Genomic DNA, 15,400 nt, shown 5'->3' with positions numbered 1-15,400 from the left:
GATGGCCACCCCACCCAGACTCACCCTCGTGCCGTACCTCCAGCGGTGGAACCCCGGCTCCCGTACCCTCTCGATCCGGCTTCTCGTCGCACCGACCGGCAACCCGCTCGCGCCGCTGCTCGCCGCGCCGCCCGCGGTTCCCGCGTTCGCCGACGCGAAGTGGGCCTTCACCGTCCACATCAGCGACACCGCCGGCGCGCTGCCGCAGCGCACCCTGGTCGACCAGACGGTGTCGCTGCCGGCCACCGGGACGATCGGACACCCGCACTCCCGGGCCGTCTTCACCGCCATCAAGGACGCCCTCGACATCCCGGACTCGCCCGCCGCCGACACGTTCGCCCCCCAGGTCCGCGACCTGACCCGGCAGGTACGCAAGTACCTCCCGGCGAGCTACCGGCGGTCCTTCCCGTTCGTCCGGCCCCGCACCTCGCTCGCCGTGGTCGACGACTCCTACCACTGCCTGATGAACTGCCCGCCGGAGCCCGAACCGGCCCCGCCGCCGATGGTCGTCGGCTGGGGCGAGGCCCTCGCGTACGCCCTGCGCCTGCCCCGGCTCGCCGAGGCGCTCGGCCTCGTCGTCGACCTGGACGTGCCGCTCGACGCCGCAACCCGGCTGGCCGGCGGCGGCTGGCTGTGGGCCGAACTCGCCCCCGCCGGCGACTACTTCGGCCACGTCGTCCCACGCCCGTTCGCGACCCGGGTCCCGGAACTGTCCGACACCGAACGGCCGGTCTTCACCCCGGTCGTCTTCCCGGTCTCCGACGACGCGACGGCCGCCGCCGCCCTCGGCAACTTCGACAAGGTGTTCGTCGAGGCGGTCCGGTTCGACGACGGGCACGCGAAGGTCGTGCACACCCGGCAGCCGGTCAGCGCCGACCCGCTCGACGAGGACGGCACCGGCGCGCCCATCGCCCGCGACGAGGGCATCCAACTCGCCTGGGACGACGAGGACATCCTCGAGGGCCAGAACCGGGCACTCGGCGCGCCGCCCGACGGCGAGGACCCGGTCCTCGCCCCGCGCGGCGTCCTCGGCTACCGCGTCGACGTACGCCCCGCCGGCGGCACCACCTGGACCTCGCTGTCCGTGGTCAAGGCCCCGCTCGACATCGGTGTCGACCTGGGTGCCGCCGTCGAGGAACGCTGGACCGAGGTGGCGCCGGCCGAGCACAGCGGCCAGACCTGGCTGCCGGCCTGGTTCGCCAACTGGCGCGGTGGTTCGCTCGTCGTGGACACCGTCGACGAGCAGCGGCTGATGGAGGTGCCACCGGGCCGTCCGGAACCCGCCACCCCGGTCGGCGCCGACGCCGTCGCACTCCGGTACGGCAACCGGTACGAGTTCCGGGTCCGGCTCGCCGACACCACCGGCGGTGGACCGGACGTCGACAGCGCCCCGGGGCGCAGCGGTGAGGCGCCGACCACGACCATCCACGTGAGACGCCACCGGGCGCCCGGCATGGTCGAGGTCGACCAGGTGACCGCGCCGCCGGACGGCGCCCTGCCCACCGTCCGGATCCGGCGACCACGGCTCGGCTATCCGGAGGCCGTCTTCGCCGCCGGCCCCGCCGCCCGCGCCGACCTCCTCGCCCAGATCGCCGCCAACGACGCCGCGCCGCCCGGCACCGCGAAGGCGCCGACGATCCCCGACCCGGACGCCACCCTCCTCCGGATCCAGGTGCTGCTCCGGGTGCCCACCTTCGACCCGCTCGCCGACGACGAGGGCTTCGTCGAGTGGTACACGACCACCCGTGCCTTCCCGGACGACCCGGCCGAGCCGCTCGACCTGGCCCTGTCCTGGACCGACGCCGCCGACTACCACGCCGTCGACGTCACCGCGCAGCACGGCACCGCCAGCGGACCGGTCACCCTGGTGACCGCCCGCGACGTCCGCCTGCGGGTACGTGCCCTCGGCCCGGACGACCCCGCCTACTTCGGCAGCCAGCGGGCCCGGACCGGGCCGCCGGAAACCATCGACCTCCACGCGACCGCCACCGAGACCGACCCGCTGCGCCCGCTGCCACCGGCGGACCGGCTGCGGTCGGTGTTCCTGCGCCCCGACCCGGTCGGTGACCGGGCCCCGTCCCGGCCGGTGGTCGCCCAGAACCAGCCGACCCCCGCCCTGCTCGGCCGGCTCGCCGGCGCGCTCGACCTGGTCGCCGACGGCCCACTGCTCACCGGGCCGCCCGGTGACCGGATCGCCTTCGGCTGCGCCGGGCTGACCCACCACGCCGCCCCCGACGCCTCCAGCCTCGAGTTCGGCGAACCCACCGAACTCGCCGACCAGTGGATCAACGCCGTCCAGGTCGTGGTCGACCGGGACTGGACGTGGCGCGGCAGCGGATCGCCGACGCTGGTCGTGACCAGGGCCGTCGACCTGCCCGACGCGCCCGGCGCGGCCACCGAGACGACCGACGTCGGCGCCATCGAACTGATGCACACCGTCGGCGTGCAGGCGGCGAACCGGCCCGACCGCTCGTCGGTCCGGCTGCTGTTCCTCGACGCGCTGCCGCCCCGGTCCGGCCCCGACGGGCTGCCGTACGAGATGGCCGTCACCTACCGGGCCCGGCTGCTCTTCGAGGACGGTGCCGCCGTCGACCAGACGGTCGAGACCCTGCTGCCGGTCGTCACCCCGCCCCGGCAGGCGCCGCGGGTCGTCGCCGCGGGCATCGCGCTCACCCCCTACGGCCACGACCCCGGATACGCCAGCACCACCCCGCGCGTACGGCGGCTCTGGCTGGAGTTCGCCGAGCCGCTCGCCGACCCCCGGGACGCGTACTTCGTCCGGCCGCTGACCGGCACCCCCGACCCGATGCTGCTGCCCGGCGTCGAGCCGGTCGCCGATCCCGTCGTCGTCGAAGGCGTCCCACTCGACCCCGAACCCGTCCGGGTGATCACCCCCGGCCAGGTGCAGGACCTTGCCGGCCTGGCCACCATGCAACGGCTCGAACCAGGCGCCGACAGCGACCGGCACTTCCTGGTGCCGCTGCCGCCGAACACCGACCCGAACTCACCGGAACTGTTCGCCTTCTACACGTACGAGATCCGGGTCGGCCACGACCGGGGCCCGGCGGCCGACCCGCTCTGGTCGACCGCGCAGGGCCGCTTCGGTGAGCCCCTCGTCCTCGACGGCGTCCAGCACCCCGCGCCCGAACTGGTGTGCTCGGTCGTCGCCGAACCGGACGGGGCCGTGCGGACCCGGGCCCCGTACGCCGCCCCGTACCTCGGACTGCGGCGGGTGCTGCCACACCCGCCCAACACCGAACTGTGGACCGTGCTGTACGCCCGGGTGGTGCAGGCCGACGGCAGCACGAGCCGCAACGTCCAGATCGACCTGCGCCGGATGCGTCCGCCCCGGAGGCGGCGGACCGACACCGTCCCGCTGGTCGTCGAGGGGGAGACCCGCTGGACCGGTGCCGAGGTGCGGGCGGCCCTGCAACTGGCCGGACTGCCGCCCGGAGCGCCGGTCAGCGCGCTCGCGGTCGAGTTGCTGCCCGAGCCGAACGGCGACTTCGCCGACCCGCTCGGCGGGGACCTCGGTCAGGTACGCATCCTGCGTACCTCGCCGCTGGCCGGGGTGAAACGCGACTGCTGCGCGCCGTAGCCGGCCGGTTGTCGGGAGCGCGGGTCAGCCGGCGTTGACCACCGCGATCCCGGCCTCGCCGTCCTCGAAGGAGGCGAACAGTTCTGGCAGGGTCGCCGGTCCGACGTGGTCGATGATCAGGACCGGCGGCATGTCGTCCGGACCGACGCCGACAATGAAGTCGGTGTCGGTCCGGATCTCGCGGTGCAGCAGCGTGACCCGGCCGTCCCCGATCTCGTCGGGCGGCAGCCCGGCCGCCGTGGCGGCCAATTCGTCGTCGCGCGACCGGAGGGTCCTCTCGATCACCGTGGGCCAGGCCAGCAGCCGGACCGAGACCCGGTCGCCGACCCGCTCGCAGCGCGCCAACAGATCGTCGGGGAGCAGGTAGAACACGCCCTCCTCGCCCTCGTGCCCGTAGCCGAGCAGCGCGGAGACGATCCGCTCGCCCGGTCCACCCTGGATGTCGACACCGAGCACGAGGTTGAGGCCGTCGGCGTCCTCCATCGGCACCGTGGTGATCCACATGCCGGCCGCCGGGGTGGCGTCGACCGGGGCTCCCGCTTCGCTCATGGGCCGCAGTCAACCAGCCGGTCCGCCACACCCGTACGCCGGGGCGGGGCGAACCGGCCGACGTCCGCCGGGGTCTTCAGATCAGCAGGTCAGAGCCTTACAGTTTCATGATCACGTGATCATCGGGACACACGCCGGACACGATCCGGCCAGAGATTGTGGCCATCCCTTCGCAACCAGGAGGTTCCATGCCCCCGACTCCTCCGACCGACGACGAACTGAACACGTTCATCCGCGCCCACCTCGCCTCGCTCGGCATCGACCTCGACCAGCTCCCCGCCGGCACCGCCGCCGACCCGGTCACCGGAACCCCCGGCCGGGACTCCGTCCTCGCCTCGCTGCGCTCCTTCGTGCGCGGCACGGTCCCGGTCCTCGCCGCCTACCAGTTGCCCACCCCCGGCACCACCGACCCGGCCCTCGCGATGGCCCTGTCCCAGCAGCCCGCGCCGATGCTCTACCCGTCGATCAGCACAGAGTGGCGGCAGTCGTGACGACCGAGACGACACCGGACCAGCAGCCCCTCGACCGCACGATCGACCGCCGCGCCTTCCTGGCCCGCACCGCCGCGCTGGCCGCCGCCTCCGCCGCCGGCACCGTGGTGCTGCCCGGCCTGGCCGGGGTCGCCGCCGCCGCTCCCGGCCCGAACAGCGCCCCGGCCGCGAAGTTCAACCCCGAACTGGACAAGCCGGCCGCGTACAACAAGCCGCGCGCGGACACCATGGCCGACCCTACGGAGTGGACGGTCTCCGAGGCGGCCTGGATGATCCGGCAGAAGAAGATCACCCCGGAAGAGCTGGTCAAGGCCTACCTCGACCGGATCGCCGCGTACGAGCCGACGTACCAGGCGTTCAACCTGGTCCTCGCCGAACAGGCGGTCAAGGCCGCCAGGCAACTCGCCAACCGGCCGCACCGCGGCCCGCTGCACGGCATCCCGCTGGCGATCAAGGACAACTACTTCACCGAGGGCGTGCCGACCACCGCGAACTCCTACCTGTTCAAGGACTTCGTGCCGCCGTACGACGCGACGTCGGTCGCCAAGCTCGTCGCCCAGGGCGGGATCGTGCTCGGCAAGACCCAGATGGGACCGCTGGCCACCACCCGGGCCACCACCCCCAACGGCGAGATCACCACGGTCAACGCCTGGACGCCGACGAACCCGGGCACCAACCCCGGCGGCTCGTCGACCGGCACCGCCACCGCGGTCGCCGGCCGGCTCGCCACCTCCGGCACCGGCACCCAGACCGGCGGCTCCATCACCGCGCCGTCGAACGCGCAGAACCTGACCGGCATCAAGCCGACCATGGGCCGGGTGTCGCTGGCCGGCATCATCCCGCTCAGCTACACCCGCGACCACCCCGGACCGCTGGCCCGCGACGCCAAGGACGCCGCCATCATGCTGATGGCGATGGCCGGCGAGGACCCGGCCGACCCGCGCAGCCAGGGCCTTCCGCCGGTGCCGAACCTGATCAACGCGGCCACCCCGCGGTACGACGGCGGCCGGCTGCGGATGCGCTGGAAGACCCGGATCGGCGTGCTCCCCGGATACGCCGACGGCACCTCGGCGACCGCGCTGGCCCGGCAGGCGTTCCTCGCCGCGCTGGCCGCCATCCCCGACGCCACCCTGGTCGACGTGCCGTACCCCGACGACTGGGACCTGCTCACCGGCACCGCGTTCAACAACGTACGGCTGCCCGAGCGCAGCGAACCGTTCATGCCGTACCTGCGGACCGACCTGAAGGGCTTCGGCGTCTCGCTGACCGGCTGGCTCCAGGGCGCGATGCTCGGCGCGAACGCCTTCGTCACCGGACAGCGGGCCAAGCTGGTGCTGCTGGAGCGGGTCTTCGACCAGATCTTCAGCAAGTGCGACGTGGTGGTGCAGACCAGCCCGAACCCGTTCGACGCGATCGGCCTGCCGGAGATCGGCTTCCCGATCGGGTTCACCGCCGCCGGGCTGCCGATCGGCACCATCCTCGGCGGCCTGCCGTACGCCGAGGACCGGCTGCTGTCGGTCGTCGCCGCCTACCAGGCGGTCACCGACTGGCACTGGCGCCGGCCGGTGGACCCGCCGGTGGGTGGCGCGCAGGCCCGGACGGCGCCCGGCTCCCGTGGTCGCCTGACCGCCGAAGAGGTCGCCGAACTCAGCCAGTGAACCGGTCCGGCCGGTGCGACGCGGCGTCGCACCGGCCGGGCGCCGGTCTACCTCAGGTACGGTCCGGTGTCGCCGACCTTGCCGGGGGCCGGGTTGCCGGGCAGGTCGAGCACGTACGCCCGCAGGTTGCCCTGGCCGCTGACGTTCGCGGTCAGGGTGCCGTTGGTGACGGTACGGCGGTCACCGGTGACCGCGTCGGTGTAGGTGCCGTTGGGGATGCCGGTGAAGGTGGCGGTGCCGGAGACGGTGACCAGCACGAAGCTGTCCACCCCACCGCCGGTGTATCGGCGCTTGAACGCCATGCCGCCGCTGATCCCCTCGGTGGAGTACTGGCCCTTCTGCAGCGCCGGGATCGCCCGCCGGATCTGGTTGAGCCGCTGGACGTGCTTGACCAGCGGCTTGTCCAGGGTCGCCGTGACCGGGCCGGTGGCGCCGGTGACCACCCCGAAGTCGGGGGCGGTGACGGTGCCCTCGATGTGGTCGCCGAAGTATGCCCGGCCGGTGGTGGCCAGCGGGCAGGTCGGCCCGCAGTCGATCCGGGCGCCCTTCTGGAACTCGATCTCCGAGCCGTAGTAGAGCGTCGGGATGCCCCGGAACGTCCACATCAGACTCATGTTCTCCGCCCAGGCGGCGGTGCCGCCGGTGTAGCGGACCGACGACTTGTTCGGGCCGTAGTCGTGGCTGTCGACGTACACGACGTTGTAGGTGGCGTCGTTGTAGCTGTCGTCGGAGTCCTTGCCGTTCCAGAACGCGTTCCCGGCGTCGCCGAAGTTCATGTGCATCCGCATGTCGATGACGTTCATGCCGGAGAACTTCGAGTGGTCGGGGGTGTGGTAGCTGTTGCCGCGCAGGAAGGCGTTGTCGCTGGTCGGCTGGCCGCCGGTGCCGAGCAGTTGCTCGTGGTCGTACTGCTCGATGGCGGCGCGTACGTCGTCCGGGCTGTACTCCCTGCGCTCCTTCCAGGTGAAGAACTGGGCGGAGTGGTTGACCGAGCCCCGGTTCCACTTGTCGTTGACGAAGGCGGCGACCTCGCCGAAGACGTAGAAGTCCTTGCCCTTCTCGCCGTGCTTCGCCACCGCGTGCTGCTGGATGGCGGGCAGGAAGCGCCGGTTCCAGGTGACCCGGGGGATGTGTACGGCGGTGTCGATCCGGAAGCCGTCGACGCCCATGTCGATGTAGCGGTTGTAGGCGTCGATCAGGTACTGCTGGACGGTCGCGTTCTCGGTGTTGAAGTCGGCCAGGTCCTCGTGCAGCCAGCAGCTGCGCGAGTCCTCGCCCTCCCAGTTGCCGATCCAGCACTGGTGGTAGAGGTCGGCGGGGAAGAGCTTGTTGGTGGGCGACGGCCACTGGCAGTTGTAGAGCGCGTAGCCCTCCGGGCTGGTGCCGTTGCGGACACCCCAGTTGAGGCACTGGTTGCCGGCCGGGGCGGTGGTCGACCAGACGTCGCCGTTGTACGGCCGGCCCTTGGCCAGCGCGTTCTGCGCCGGGGTCAGCGCCGGGTCGTTCCCCTGGTGCTCGACCATCGGGTCGTACTGGCGGCCGGCCTGCTTCTCGCTGTACATCCACTTCCACTGCTCGTCGCGTACGCCGTAGACGGTGGGGGTGAAGAGGTCCTTGGTGCCCCAGCGTGAGCTGTGGTTGTAGACGACGTCCTGGAAGATCTTGATGCCCTTGGCGTGCGCCTTGTTGATCAGGTCCTGGTAGGTGGCACCGGGCGTCTCCAGGCGCGGGTCGACCCGGTAGAAGTCCCAGCCGTGGTAGCCGTGGAAGTCGTAGTCCGAGCGGTTCAGTACCACCGGGGTGATCCAGATCGCGGAGAACCCGAGCCCCTTGATGTAGTCGAGCTTGTCGATCAGACCCTGGAAGTCGCCCCGGAGCATCGGGTCGTCGTTCGCGGCGTTGCCGGACCGTACGTGCTGGCTGCCGCCCCGGTTGTTGGACTCGTCGCCGTCGAAGAACCGGGCGGTCATCACGAAGTAGATGGTGTCCTCGCGCGGGTCGCCGCCGAGCGGCGAGCCGTTGGTCGGTGCCGGGGGAGCGTCGCCGGTGGTCGCCGACGCCGCCGCGCTGGCCGCCGACCGGTTGCCGGCGGCGTCGCGGGCCCGGACCGTGTACGTGTACCGCGTGTTCGGGGTCAGCCGGTTGTCGACGTGGCTGGTCGTGGTCGCGGTGAAGCTGGCGGTGCCCTGCGGCCCGCCGGTACGGGTGATCTCGTAGCCGGTCACGCCCCGGTTGTCGGTCGACGCCGACCAGGCCAGCGTGATGCTCAGCCCGCTCGCGGTCGCGGTGACCCCGCCCGGCACCGACGGTGCCTCGGTGTCCGGCGGGGGCGGCGGGCCGCACGGGTCGGTCGCGTTCGGGGTCACCACACCGGCCCGTACGGTGCTGCGGCCGGTGCCGAGGGTGTAGTCCGCGCCGTTGTTGTTGTCCCACTGGCCAGCGTTGTTGAACGCCGCCCGGAGGCCCCCGGCGGTGCCGAGGGCGACGACCTTGCGCACCCAACCGGCGCAGGCGGCCTCCATCGCCACCCCCGGCACGCTCGTCCAGCTCCCGCCGGTCGGCTGGTAGTGGATGTTCGCGCCGGACCAGCCCCGCGTGGCCGTGTGGTAGTAGACCTCGGCCGTGGCGCCGGTCGGCTCCGGCGTCGGCGCGCAGGGGTCGCCCGCGCCGACCGTGCCGCCGGAGACCCGGACGGTGCCGGTGCCGAGCCGGTAGTTGCGGCCGTTGTTGTTGTCCCAGACGCCGGAACCGTTGTTGAACACCACCTGGAGCCCGCTCGCGGTGCCGAGGTCGATGGTCTTCTTCCGCCAGCCCGTGCAGGCGGCCTCCATCGCGATGCCCGGTACGGCGGTCCAGGAGCCGCCGTCCGGTGCGTAGTGGACGTTGACCGTCGCGTTCCACGCGGACGGTGGCTGGTAGTAGACGGTGACGCTGTTCGCCGCCGCGGCGACGTCGAGGGGGAGCAGGCCCGCCGCCAGCGCGGCGGCGAGGGCGAGCCCGCCCCACCGTCTGCGAACCCTTGCTGTGCCTGGTCTCATGTGGAACTCCTGACCACGCGCACCGGCCCGGCCGGCACGATCGGTGGAATCTCTTGCAGACAGCGCAAGCAGCGGGCACGCCATGGACCGGTGCTGCGCATCAGTCGTGCCTTATTTGGACAGAGAGCAGTCAGTGTTTGACTTGGGTTGCAAGACCTTGCAGAGTTTCCAGAAAGTTACCAGGCCAACGTGCATGACACTAGAGGTTCACAATGATCGTCTATGTTGCTAGGTTGTTGAGCTGCGCTCCTGGAGTCGTCGTCATGTGCAAGAAGTTTCAGGTGCGCCGTGGAGCGTCGGTCGGGCGGCGGAGGTGCCGCCGGCGGCGCGGCTCTCCGGTCGCCCGGAGGGTGGGGTGCCTCCGGGAGTGATCCGGGGCAATGTGACGTATTCGCCCTAAAGCCGTGTTGGCCCTTGAAATGGGCCGCAGATCGTGAACTCGAATAACGGGGTGTTGGTGTACGGCATCCGGATGGGTGTGGTGAATTCCGGCACACCGGTCGCAAGTCGCTCAATCATTGCCCCGGGTAGCTCGATGTATTCACATCCTTGCCTTCGGAAGTGAAGGCTGTTAGCCTTCTGGCCACGGCCTTCTGATATGGGGCGGCATTTCATTTCGCTGTTCGCAGTTCTGTATTCGGAATCTCCCCGGCCAGCACGCTTTCGTTCATTGATTTGGACACTTATGCGATCAATGCGATCCATGTAATGGCAGCTCATTCGCCATCTGTCGTGAAAACGGAGGAAGACGCCCGTCGGAGCCGTGATTTCCGGCTCTATTGGATGGCCGGAGCCATCGACCAGATCGGGTCGCAGGCGTCCGGAATCGTGTTTCCTCTGGTGACACTCGCGGTGACGGGCTCACCGGCGGCGGCCGGACTGGTCGGCGCGCTGGCGCTGGCCGGCCGGCTCGTCACCGCACCGGTGGCCGGTGTGCTCGCCGACCGGTTGCCACGGAAGCGGATGATGATCGGCGCGCTGCTGCTCGCCGCCGCCGCGATGGCCGTGGTCTTCGTCGCGGTCGCGGCCGGGGTGCCGACGCTCACCCTGCTGGCCGGTGCCGCGTTCGTCGAGGGGATCGCGCAGAGCGGCTACGAGTCGGCCGGCGCCGGCGCCATCCGCCGGGTGCTTCCGGCCGACGACAAGAAGGCCCTGGCCCGGCTCGAGGCGCGCAACCACGCGGCGCAGATCGCCGGCCCGGTCCTCGGCGGCGCCCTCTACCAGCTCGGGCGCTGGGTCCCTTTCCTGGTCGACGTCGTGTCCTATGTGCTCGCCGCCGGTCTGGTGGCCGCCATTCGCACCGACCTCACGCCCGACCGGCAGGAGCGCACCTCGTTCCTGACCGATATGCGGGCCGGGCTGCGGTTCGTCTGGCGGCAGCCGGTCCTGCGCTTCGTGACCATCTGGGCGGCCGGGATCAACTTCGTCTTCGGCGCGCTCATCTATTACGCGATCCTCACCGCCGGCCGGGAGGGCGCCCCGGCCGTCTCGATCGGACTGCTGCTGACCATCGCCAGCGTGGGCGGGCTGGTCGGCGCGCTGGGCGCACCCCTGGTCTTCAGCCGGGTCCGCCCGATGACGGTCGTCGTGTTCGCGTCGTGGGCCATGGTCGCCCTGGTCGTCGTGATGTCCCAGGCCCGCCAGACCTGGAACTACGGGCTGCTGTTCGGGCTGGTCTTCCTGCTCAGCCCGCTGCTGGGGGTCATCTTCCAGTCCCGGGCGATCGAGCTGACCCCCGACGGGATGCAGGGCCGCGTGGCCACCGTGATGGGAACCGTGGGCGAGGTGCTCCAGACGCCGGCACCGCTGCTGGCCGGCGTACTGGTGGCGTGGCAGAGCCCGACCGTGGTCGCCCTCGTCTTCGCCGCCGCGCTGGCGGTGCTCGCCGCGTACACCACCGCCAACCTGCGCCGGCTCGCCGCCCACGTCGACACCGGGACCGGCCCCGGAACCGACCAGGCCGGCCGTGGAACCGAGCAGGATGCCGGCCCGGCCGGCCGGGAAACCCAGGCGACCGAGGAGGTCCGCGGATGAGTCGCGGCTACCGGCTCTTCTACCCGGCACTGCCGGTGCTGGCCGAGCACGCCCCGCACCGGGCCGTCTACGTCGGCGACGTCGACGGCCGGTGCGAGATCCTGGCCTGGGACCGGCGCGACGGTACCGTCCGGCAGGTCACCGACCGGGCCACCGGCACCATCCGCGCGGCCCTCGACCCCACCGGGAACACCGTGTGGTGGTTCGACGACGACCTCGCCGGCGTCGGCCGGTGGCGGATCTGCGACTTCGGCCGGCCGGACCGGTCCGTCGAGGCGCTGCCCGGGGTCGCCCCGGCCCGGCATGGCGGCATCGCGACGGCGACCGACGGCACCACCCTGGTCGGGCTCTCCGGCGACGACGGGCTCGTCCTGCACCTGCGCACCGCAAACGGGCGGGTCACCGAGGCCGCCCGGATCCCCGGGTACGCCTACCTGGTCGACCTGGACCCCGCCGGCCGGCTGGTCGCGGTCGGCGCCGACGCCTCGGCCGGCACGGCGGTCACCGTGCTGACCGCCGACGGCGAGCGGGTGGCCGGGATCGCCGGCCGGCCCGAGCGGCGGGTGTGGGCCCTCGGCTTCGCCCCCGGACCGGGCCCGGCCCGACTGCTGCTGGTCGTCGAGGACGGCGGCGGCTACCTGCCGGCGACCTGGACCGAGACGGACGGGCTGACCCGCCACGACTGGTGCCGGTTCGACACCGAGGTCACCGCCGGCTGGTTCGCGGACGGGCGGCGGATCCTGGTCCGGCAGGACCGGCACGCCCGCAGCCTGCTGTACGAGGTGGACCTCGACGGGCGCACCCGGACGGTCGTCGACACCCCGCCCGGCAGCATCCTCGACGCGGCCGTCTGGCCGGACGGCGACATCGCCTACATCTGGAGCGACTCGGTCACCCCGCCACAGCTGCGCTCCCTGCGTGGCGTGGAGCTGCCGTACGGGCCGACCGGGCCGGGCGGCCCGAGCGCACCGGACGACACGGCGACGACCGACTGCCACCGCGACGAGATCTGGGTGCCCGGACCGGGCGGCCCGATCCACGCGCTGGTGGCCACCCCCACCGACCGGGAACTGCCGCGGCCGGCCGTCTTCCTGGTCCACGGCGGCCCCTTCCAACACGCCCGCGACGCCTACGACCCGCTGGTCGAGATCCTGGTCAGCACCGGCTGCACGGTGGTCCGGGTCAACTACCGGGGCTCCAGCGGCTACGGATCGGCCTGGCGCAACGACTTCGGCGCCGGGGTCGGCCTCACCCAGTTGGAAGACCTCGCCGCGGTCCGCGCCCACCTGGTCGCGCAGGGCGCCATCGAGGACCGTCGGGTCGCCCTGTGGGGCACGTCGTGGGGCGGCTACCTGACCCTGCTCGCGCTCGGCCGGCAGCCGGACCTGTGGCGGCTCGGGGTGGCGATCAGCCCGGTCGCCGACTACGCCGCGGCGTTCGAGGCGGCCACCCCGGCTCTGCGGGAACTGGACGTCCTGCTGTTCGGCGGCACCCCCGACCAGGTGCCGCAGGCGTACGCCCGCGCCTCGCCGATCACCTACGTCGACCAGGTCCGGGCCCCGGTGCTCTTCGCGATCTCCACCGGCGACGTGCGCTGCCCGCCGGCACCGGTCGAGGCGTACGCGAGGCTGCTGGCCGCCCGGCGGGTTCCGCACCAGGTGGTCCGCCGGCAGGCCGGGCACGAGGACTTCGACGCCCAGAGCCACCTGGCCCTGATGCAGACGGTGCTGCTGTTCATGCAGCGCCACTTCGACGGCGTGCGGGAGGAGGGCACGCCGGTCGCGCTCGCGATGGCGCGACCGGCGGGCTGACCCGTCGGCACGCGACCCGGTCCCGGCGACGCGGAGAGGAGGTGAACGACATGCGCAAGAACGTTGTCGAGAACGACCCGATCAACGGCAACCGCGACCAGCTCCGCAGCTCGAACGTCACGGTCACGGTCACGGTCAAGGTCAAGTTCTAGGTCCGGCCGTACGGGGTGCGGGCCGCCGGGCCGGCGGCCATTCGTGCCGGCGTGGCGTCCCCACCCCGTATCCGGTCATCCGGCCCTGGCGGAAAACGAGAGGAGAGGTTACGTGCGGATTCTGCTGGTCAACATGCCATGGACTTCTATCGACGTCCCTTCACTGGCGCTGGGAATTCTCACCAACAGTGTCCGCCAGAAGCTGCCGGATGCCGAGGTCGAGGTTCTCCACGCCAACCTCGATTTTGTCGACTGGGTGGTCGACCGGACCGAGTTCGGATTGAGCGACTACTACTACTATTCGCTGTTCACCTATTTCGCCGGCTGCGGCGACTGGGTCTTCTCGTCGGCGCTGTACGACGATCCGCAATGGCGGGTGGAGGAGTTCACCAGCCGGGTCCGGGACCAGATGACCGAGCGGGAGCTGGCGCTCAACCTCGAGCTGCACCGGCTCGCCCCCGAATTCGTCGCCGAACTCGCCGGCCGGATCGTCGAGCGGGCCCCGGACGTGGTCGGCTTCACCTCGACGTTCCAGCAGAACGCCGCCGCCCTGGCCACCGCCAAGGCGATCAAGCGGCTGGCGCCCGGCATCCGCACCGTCATGGGCGGCGCCAACTGCGACGGCGAGCAGGGCGCGGCCATCCACCGCAACTTCGCCTTCATCGACTACGTGGTCCGGGGCGAGGGCGAGACGGCGTTCCCCCGGCTGCTCGCCGCGCTCGACGCCGAGCGAGCCGCCCCGGCCGCCGACCCGGCGGGCGCCACCGGACTGGCGGACGCGCTCGCCGGCATCGAGGGGCTGTGCTGGCCCGGCCCCGGCGGCCGGCATGTCGCCAACAAGATGAGCACCACGCCGCTGCCGCCGGCCGAGATCGTCGCCCCCGACTACTCGGGCTACTTCGAGCGCCTCGCCGGGTCCCGGGCCCGGCACTGGGTCGAGCCCCGGCTCGTCGTCGAAGGTGCCCGCGGCTGCTGGTGGGGCGAGAAGCACCACTGCACGTTCTGCGGCCTGAACGGGTCGTTCATGCAGTTCCGCAGCAAGCACCCGGGCCGCTTCTACGAGGAGATCATCGGCCTGGCCGAGCGGCACCAGGTCCTCGACATGTTCGTGGTCGACAACATCCTCGACATGTCGTACGTGACCTCGCTGCTGCCCCGGCTCGCCGAGTCCGGCTACGACCTGCGGCTGCAATACGAGATCAAGTCCAACATGAAGAGTGCCCAGGTGCAGGCCCTCGCCGACGCCGGCCTGGTCAGCGTGCAACCCGGGATCGAGAACCTGAACAGCCGGGTGCTGAAGCTGATGGACAAGGGCGTCACCGGCTGCCTCAACATCCGGATGCTCCGTGACGCCGAGACCAGCGGGATCACCATCGCCTGGAACTACCTCTACGGCTTCCCCGGCGAGACCGACGACGACTACCTGTCCGTCGTCGAGCAGATGCCGGCCCTGCACCACCTGTGCCCGGCCGACGGCAGCACCCGCATCGCCATCGAACGGTTCAGCCCGTTCTTCGTCAAGCCCGAACTCGGCTTCACCGACCTGCGCCCGGCCGCCCAGTACCGGCTCATCTACGACCTGCCCGAGTCCGAGCTGATGGACCTCGCATACCTCTTCGACGTACCACCACAGGGCATCGACGAGGAGACGGCCGACCGGCTGGAGCGGGCGGTCACCGAATGGCAGCACGAGTACGCCCGCAGCAGGCTCTCCCACCACGACCTCGGTGACCAGATCGTGCTGGTCAGCCGCCGGCGCCACTTCGACTGGCACGTCCTGCGGCTCACCGACCCGGTCGAGGTCGCCGCCTTCCGGCAACTCGACCAGCCGCACACCGTGGCCGCCCTCGCCCGCCGGCTGTCCAGCCCCGAGCCGGCCGTGGCGGCGCTGCTGCGGCGGTGGCGCGAACTGGGCATCGTCTTCGAGGACGCCGGCCAGTTCATCCAGATCGCGCCCAAGGCGATGAACCAGGACCTGCTCCGGATCGACCACCTGCACCAGGAACGGGAGGCGGCCCGGGAGGCCGCCGCCGCGCAGGAGCCCGCCGTACTGACCGCCGTCTGAGGGG

8 protein-coding genes are annotated in these 15,400 nt (G+C 71.7%); 6 read left to right on the top strand and 2 right to left on the bottom strand.

Features of this window, described 5'->3' with window-relative positions; translation table 11 throughout:
* The first annotated feature begins 1 nt into the window (after position 1).
* Positions 2-3,598, top strand: a complete 3,597-nt coding sequence (locus QCD66_RS30655; protein ID WP_375735144.1) for a hypothetical protein — start codon at positions 2-4, stop codon at positions 3,596-3,598.
* A gap of 24 nt (positions 3,599-3,622) precedes the next feature.
* On the opposite strand, the gene QCD66_RS30650 is transcribed toward QCD66_RS30655, so the two are convergent.
* Positions 3,623-4,147: a hypothetical protein gene (locus QCD66_RS30650; RefSeq protein ID WP_375735145.1), complete on the bottom strand. Its 525-nt coding sequence runs from the start codon at positions 4,145-4,147 to the stop codon at positions 3,623-3,625.
* A gap of 188 nt (positions 4,148-4,335) precedes the next feature.
* On the opposite strand from QCD66_RS30650, the gene QCD66_RS30645 reads away from it, so the two are divergent.
* Complete coding sequence (locus tag QCD66_RS30645; protein ID WP_364208692.1) at positions 4,336-4,638, top strand: hypothetical protein; 303 nt, start codon at positions 4,336-4,338, stop codon at positions 4,636-4,638.
* On the top strand, positions 4,635-6,296 hold the full coding sequence (locus tag QCD66_RS30640) for an amidase (protein WP_375735146.1): 1,662 nt from the start codon (positions 4,635-4,637) through the stop codon (positions 6,294-6,296). The genes QCD66_RS30645 and QCD66_RS30640 overlap by 4 nt, the downstream gene beginning before the upstream one ends.
* 47 nt (positions 6,297-6,343) lie before the next feature.
* Here the strand turns inward: QCD66_RS30640 and QCD66_RS30635 are convergent, their stop codons facing one another.
* Positions 6,344-9,334, bottom strand: a complete 2,991-nt coding sequence (locus QCD66_RS30635) for a carbohydrate binding domain-containing protein (RefSeq protein WP_375735147.1) — start codon at positions 9,332-9,334, stop codon at positions 6,344-6,346.
* A gap of 708 nt (positions 9,335-10,042) precedes the next feature.
* Here QCD66_RS30635 and QCD66_RS30630 point away from each other — a divergent pair.
* The 3 genes from QCD66_RS30630 (at position 10,043) to QCD66_RS30620 (ending at position 15,396) form a co-directional block, all read left to right on the top strand.
* Positions 10,043-11,368, top strand: a complete 1,326-nt coding sequence (locus tag QCD66_RS30630; protein ID WP_375735148.1) for an MFS transporter — start codon at positions 10,043-10,045, stop codon at positions 11,366-11,368.
* Positions 11,365-13,179 (top strand): alpha/beta fold hydrolase, encoded by a 1,815-nt coding sequence (locus QCD66_RS30625; protein WP_375735149.1) that lies wholly within the window; start codon positions 11,365-11,367, stop codon positions 13,177-13,179. The genes QCD66_RS30630 and QCD66_RS30625 overlap by 4 nt, the downstream gene beginning before the upstream one ends.
* Positions 13,180-13,443: 264 nt before the next feature.
* Positions 13,444-15,396: a RiPP maturation radical SAM C-methyltransferase gene (locus QCD66_RS30620; RefSeq protein ID WP_375735150.1), complete on the top strand. Its 1,953-nt coding sequence runs from the start codon at positions 13,444-13,446 to the stop codon at positions 15,394-15,396.
* Positions 15,397-15,400: the final 4 nt, after the last annotated feature.

Source organism: Polymorphospora sp. A560 (assembly GCF_045781765.1).
Taxonomy (GTDB): domain Bacteria; phylum Actinomycetota; class Actinomycetes; order Mycobacteriales; family Micromonosporaceae; genus Polymorphospora; species Polymorphospora lycopeni.
This window is presented reverse-complemented; position numbering and strand designations above follow the sequence as displayed.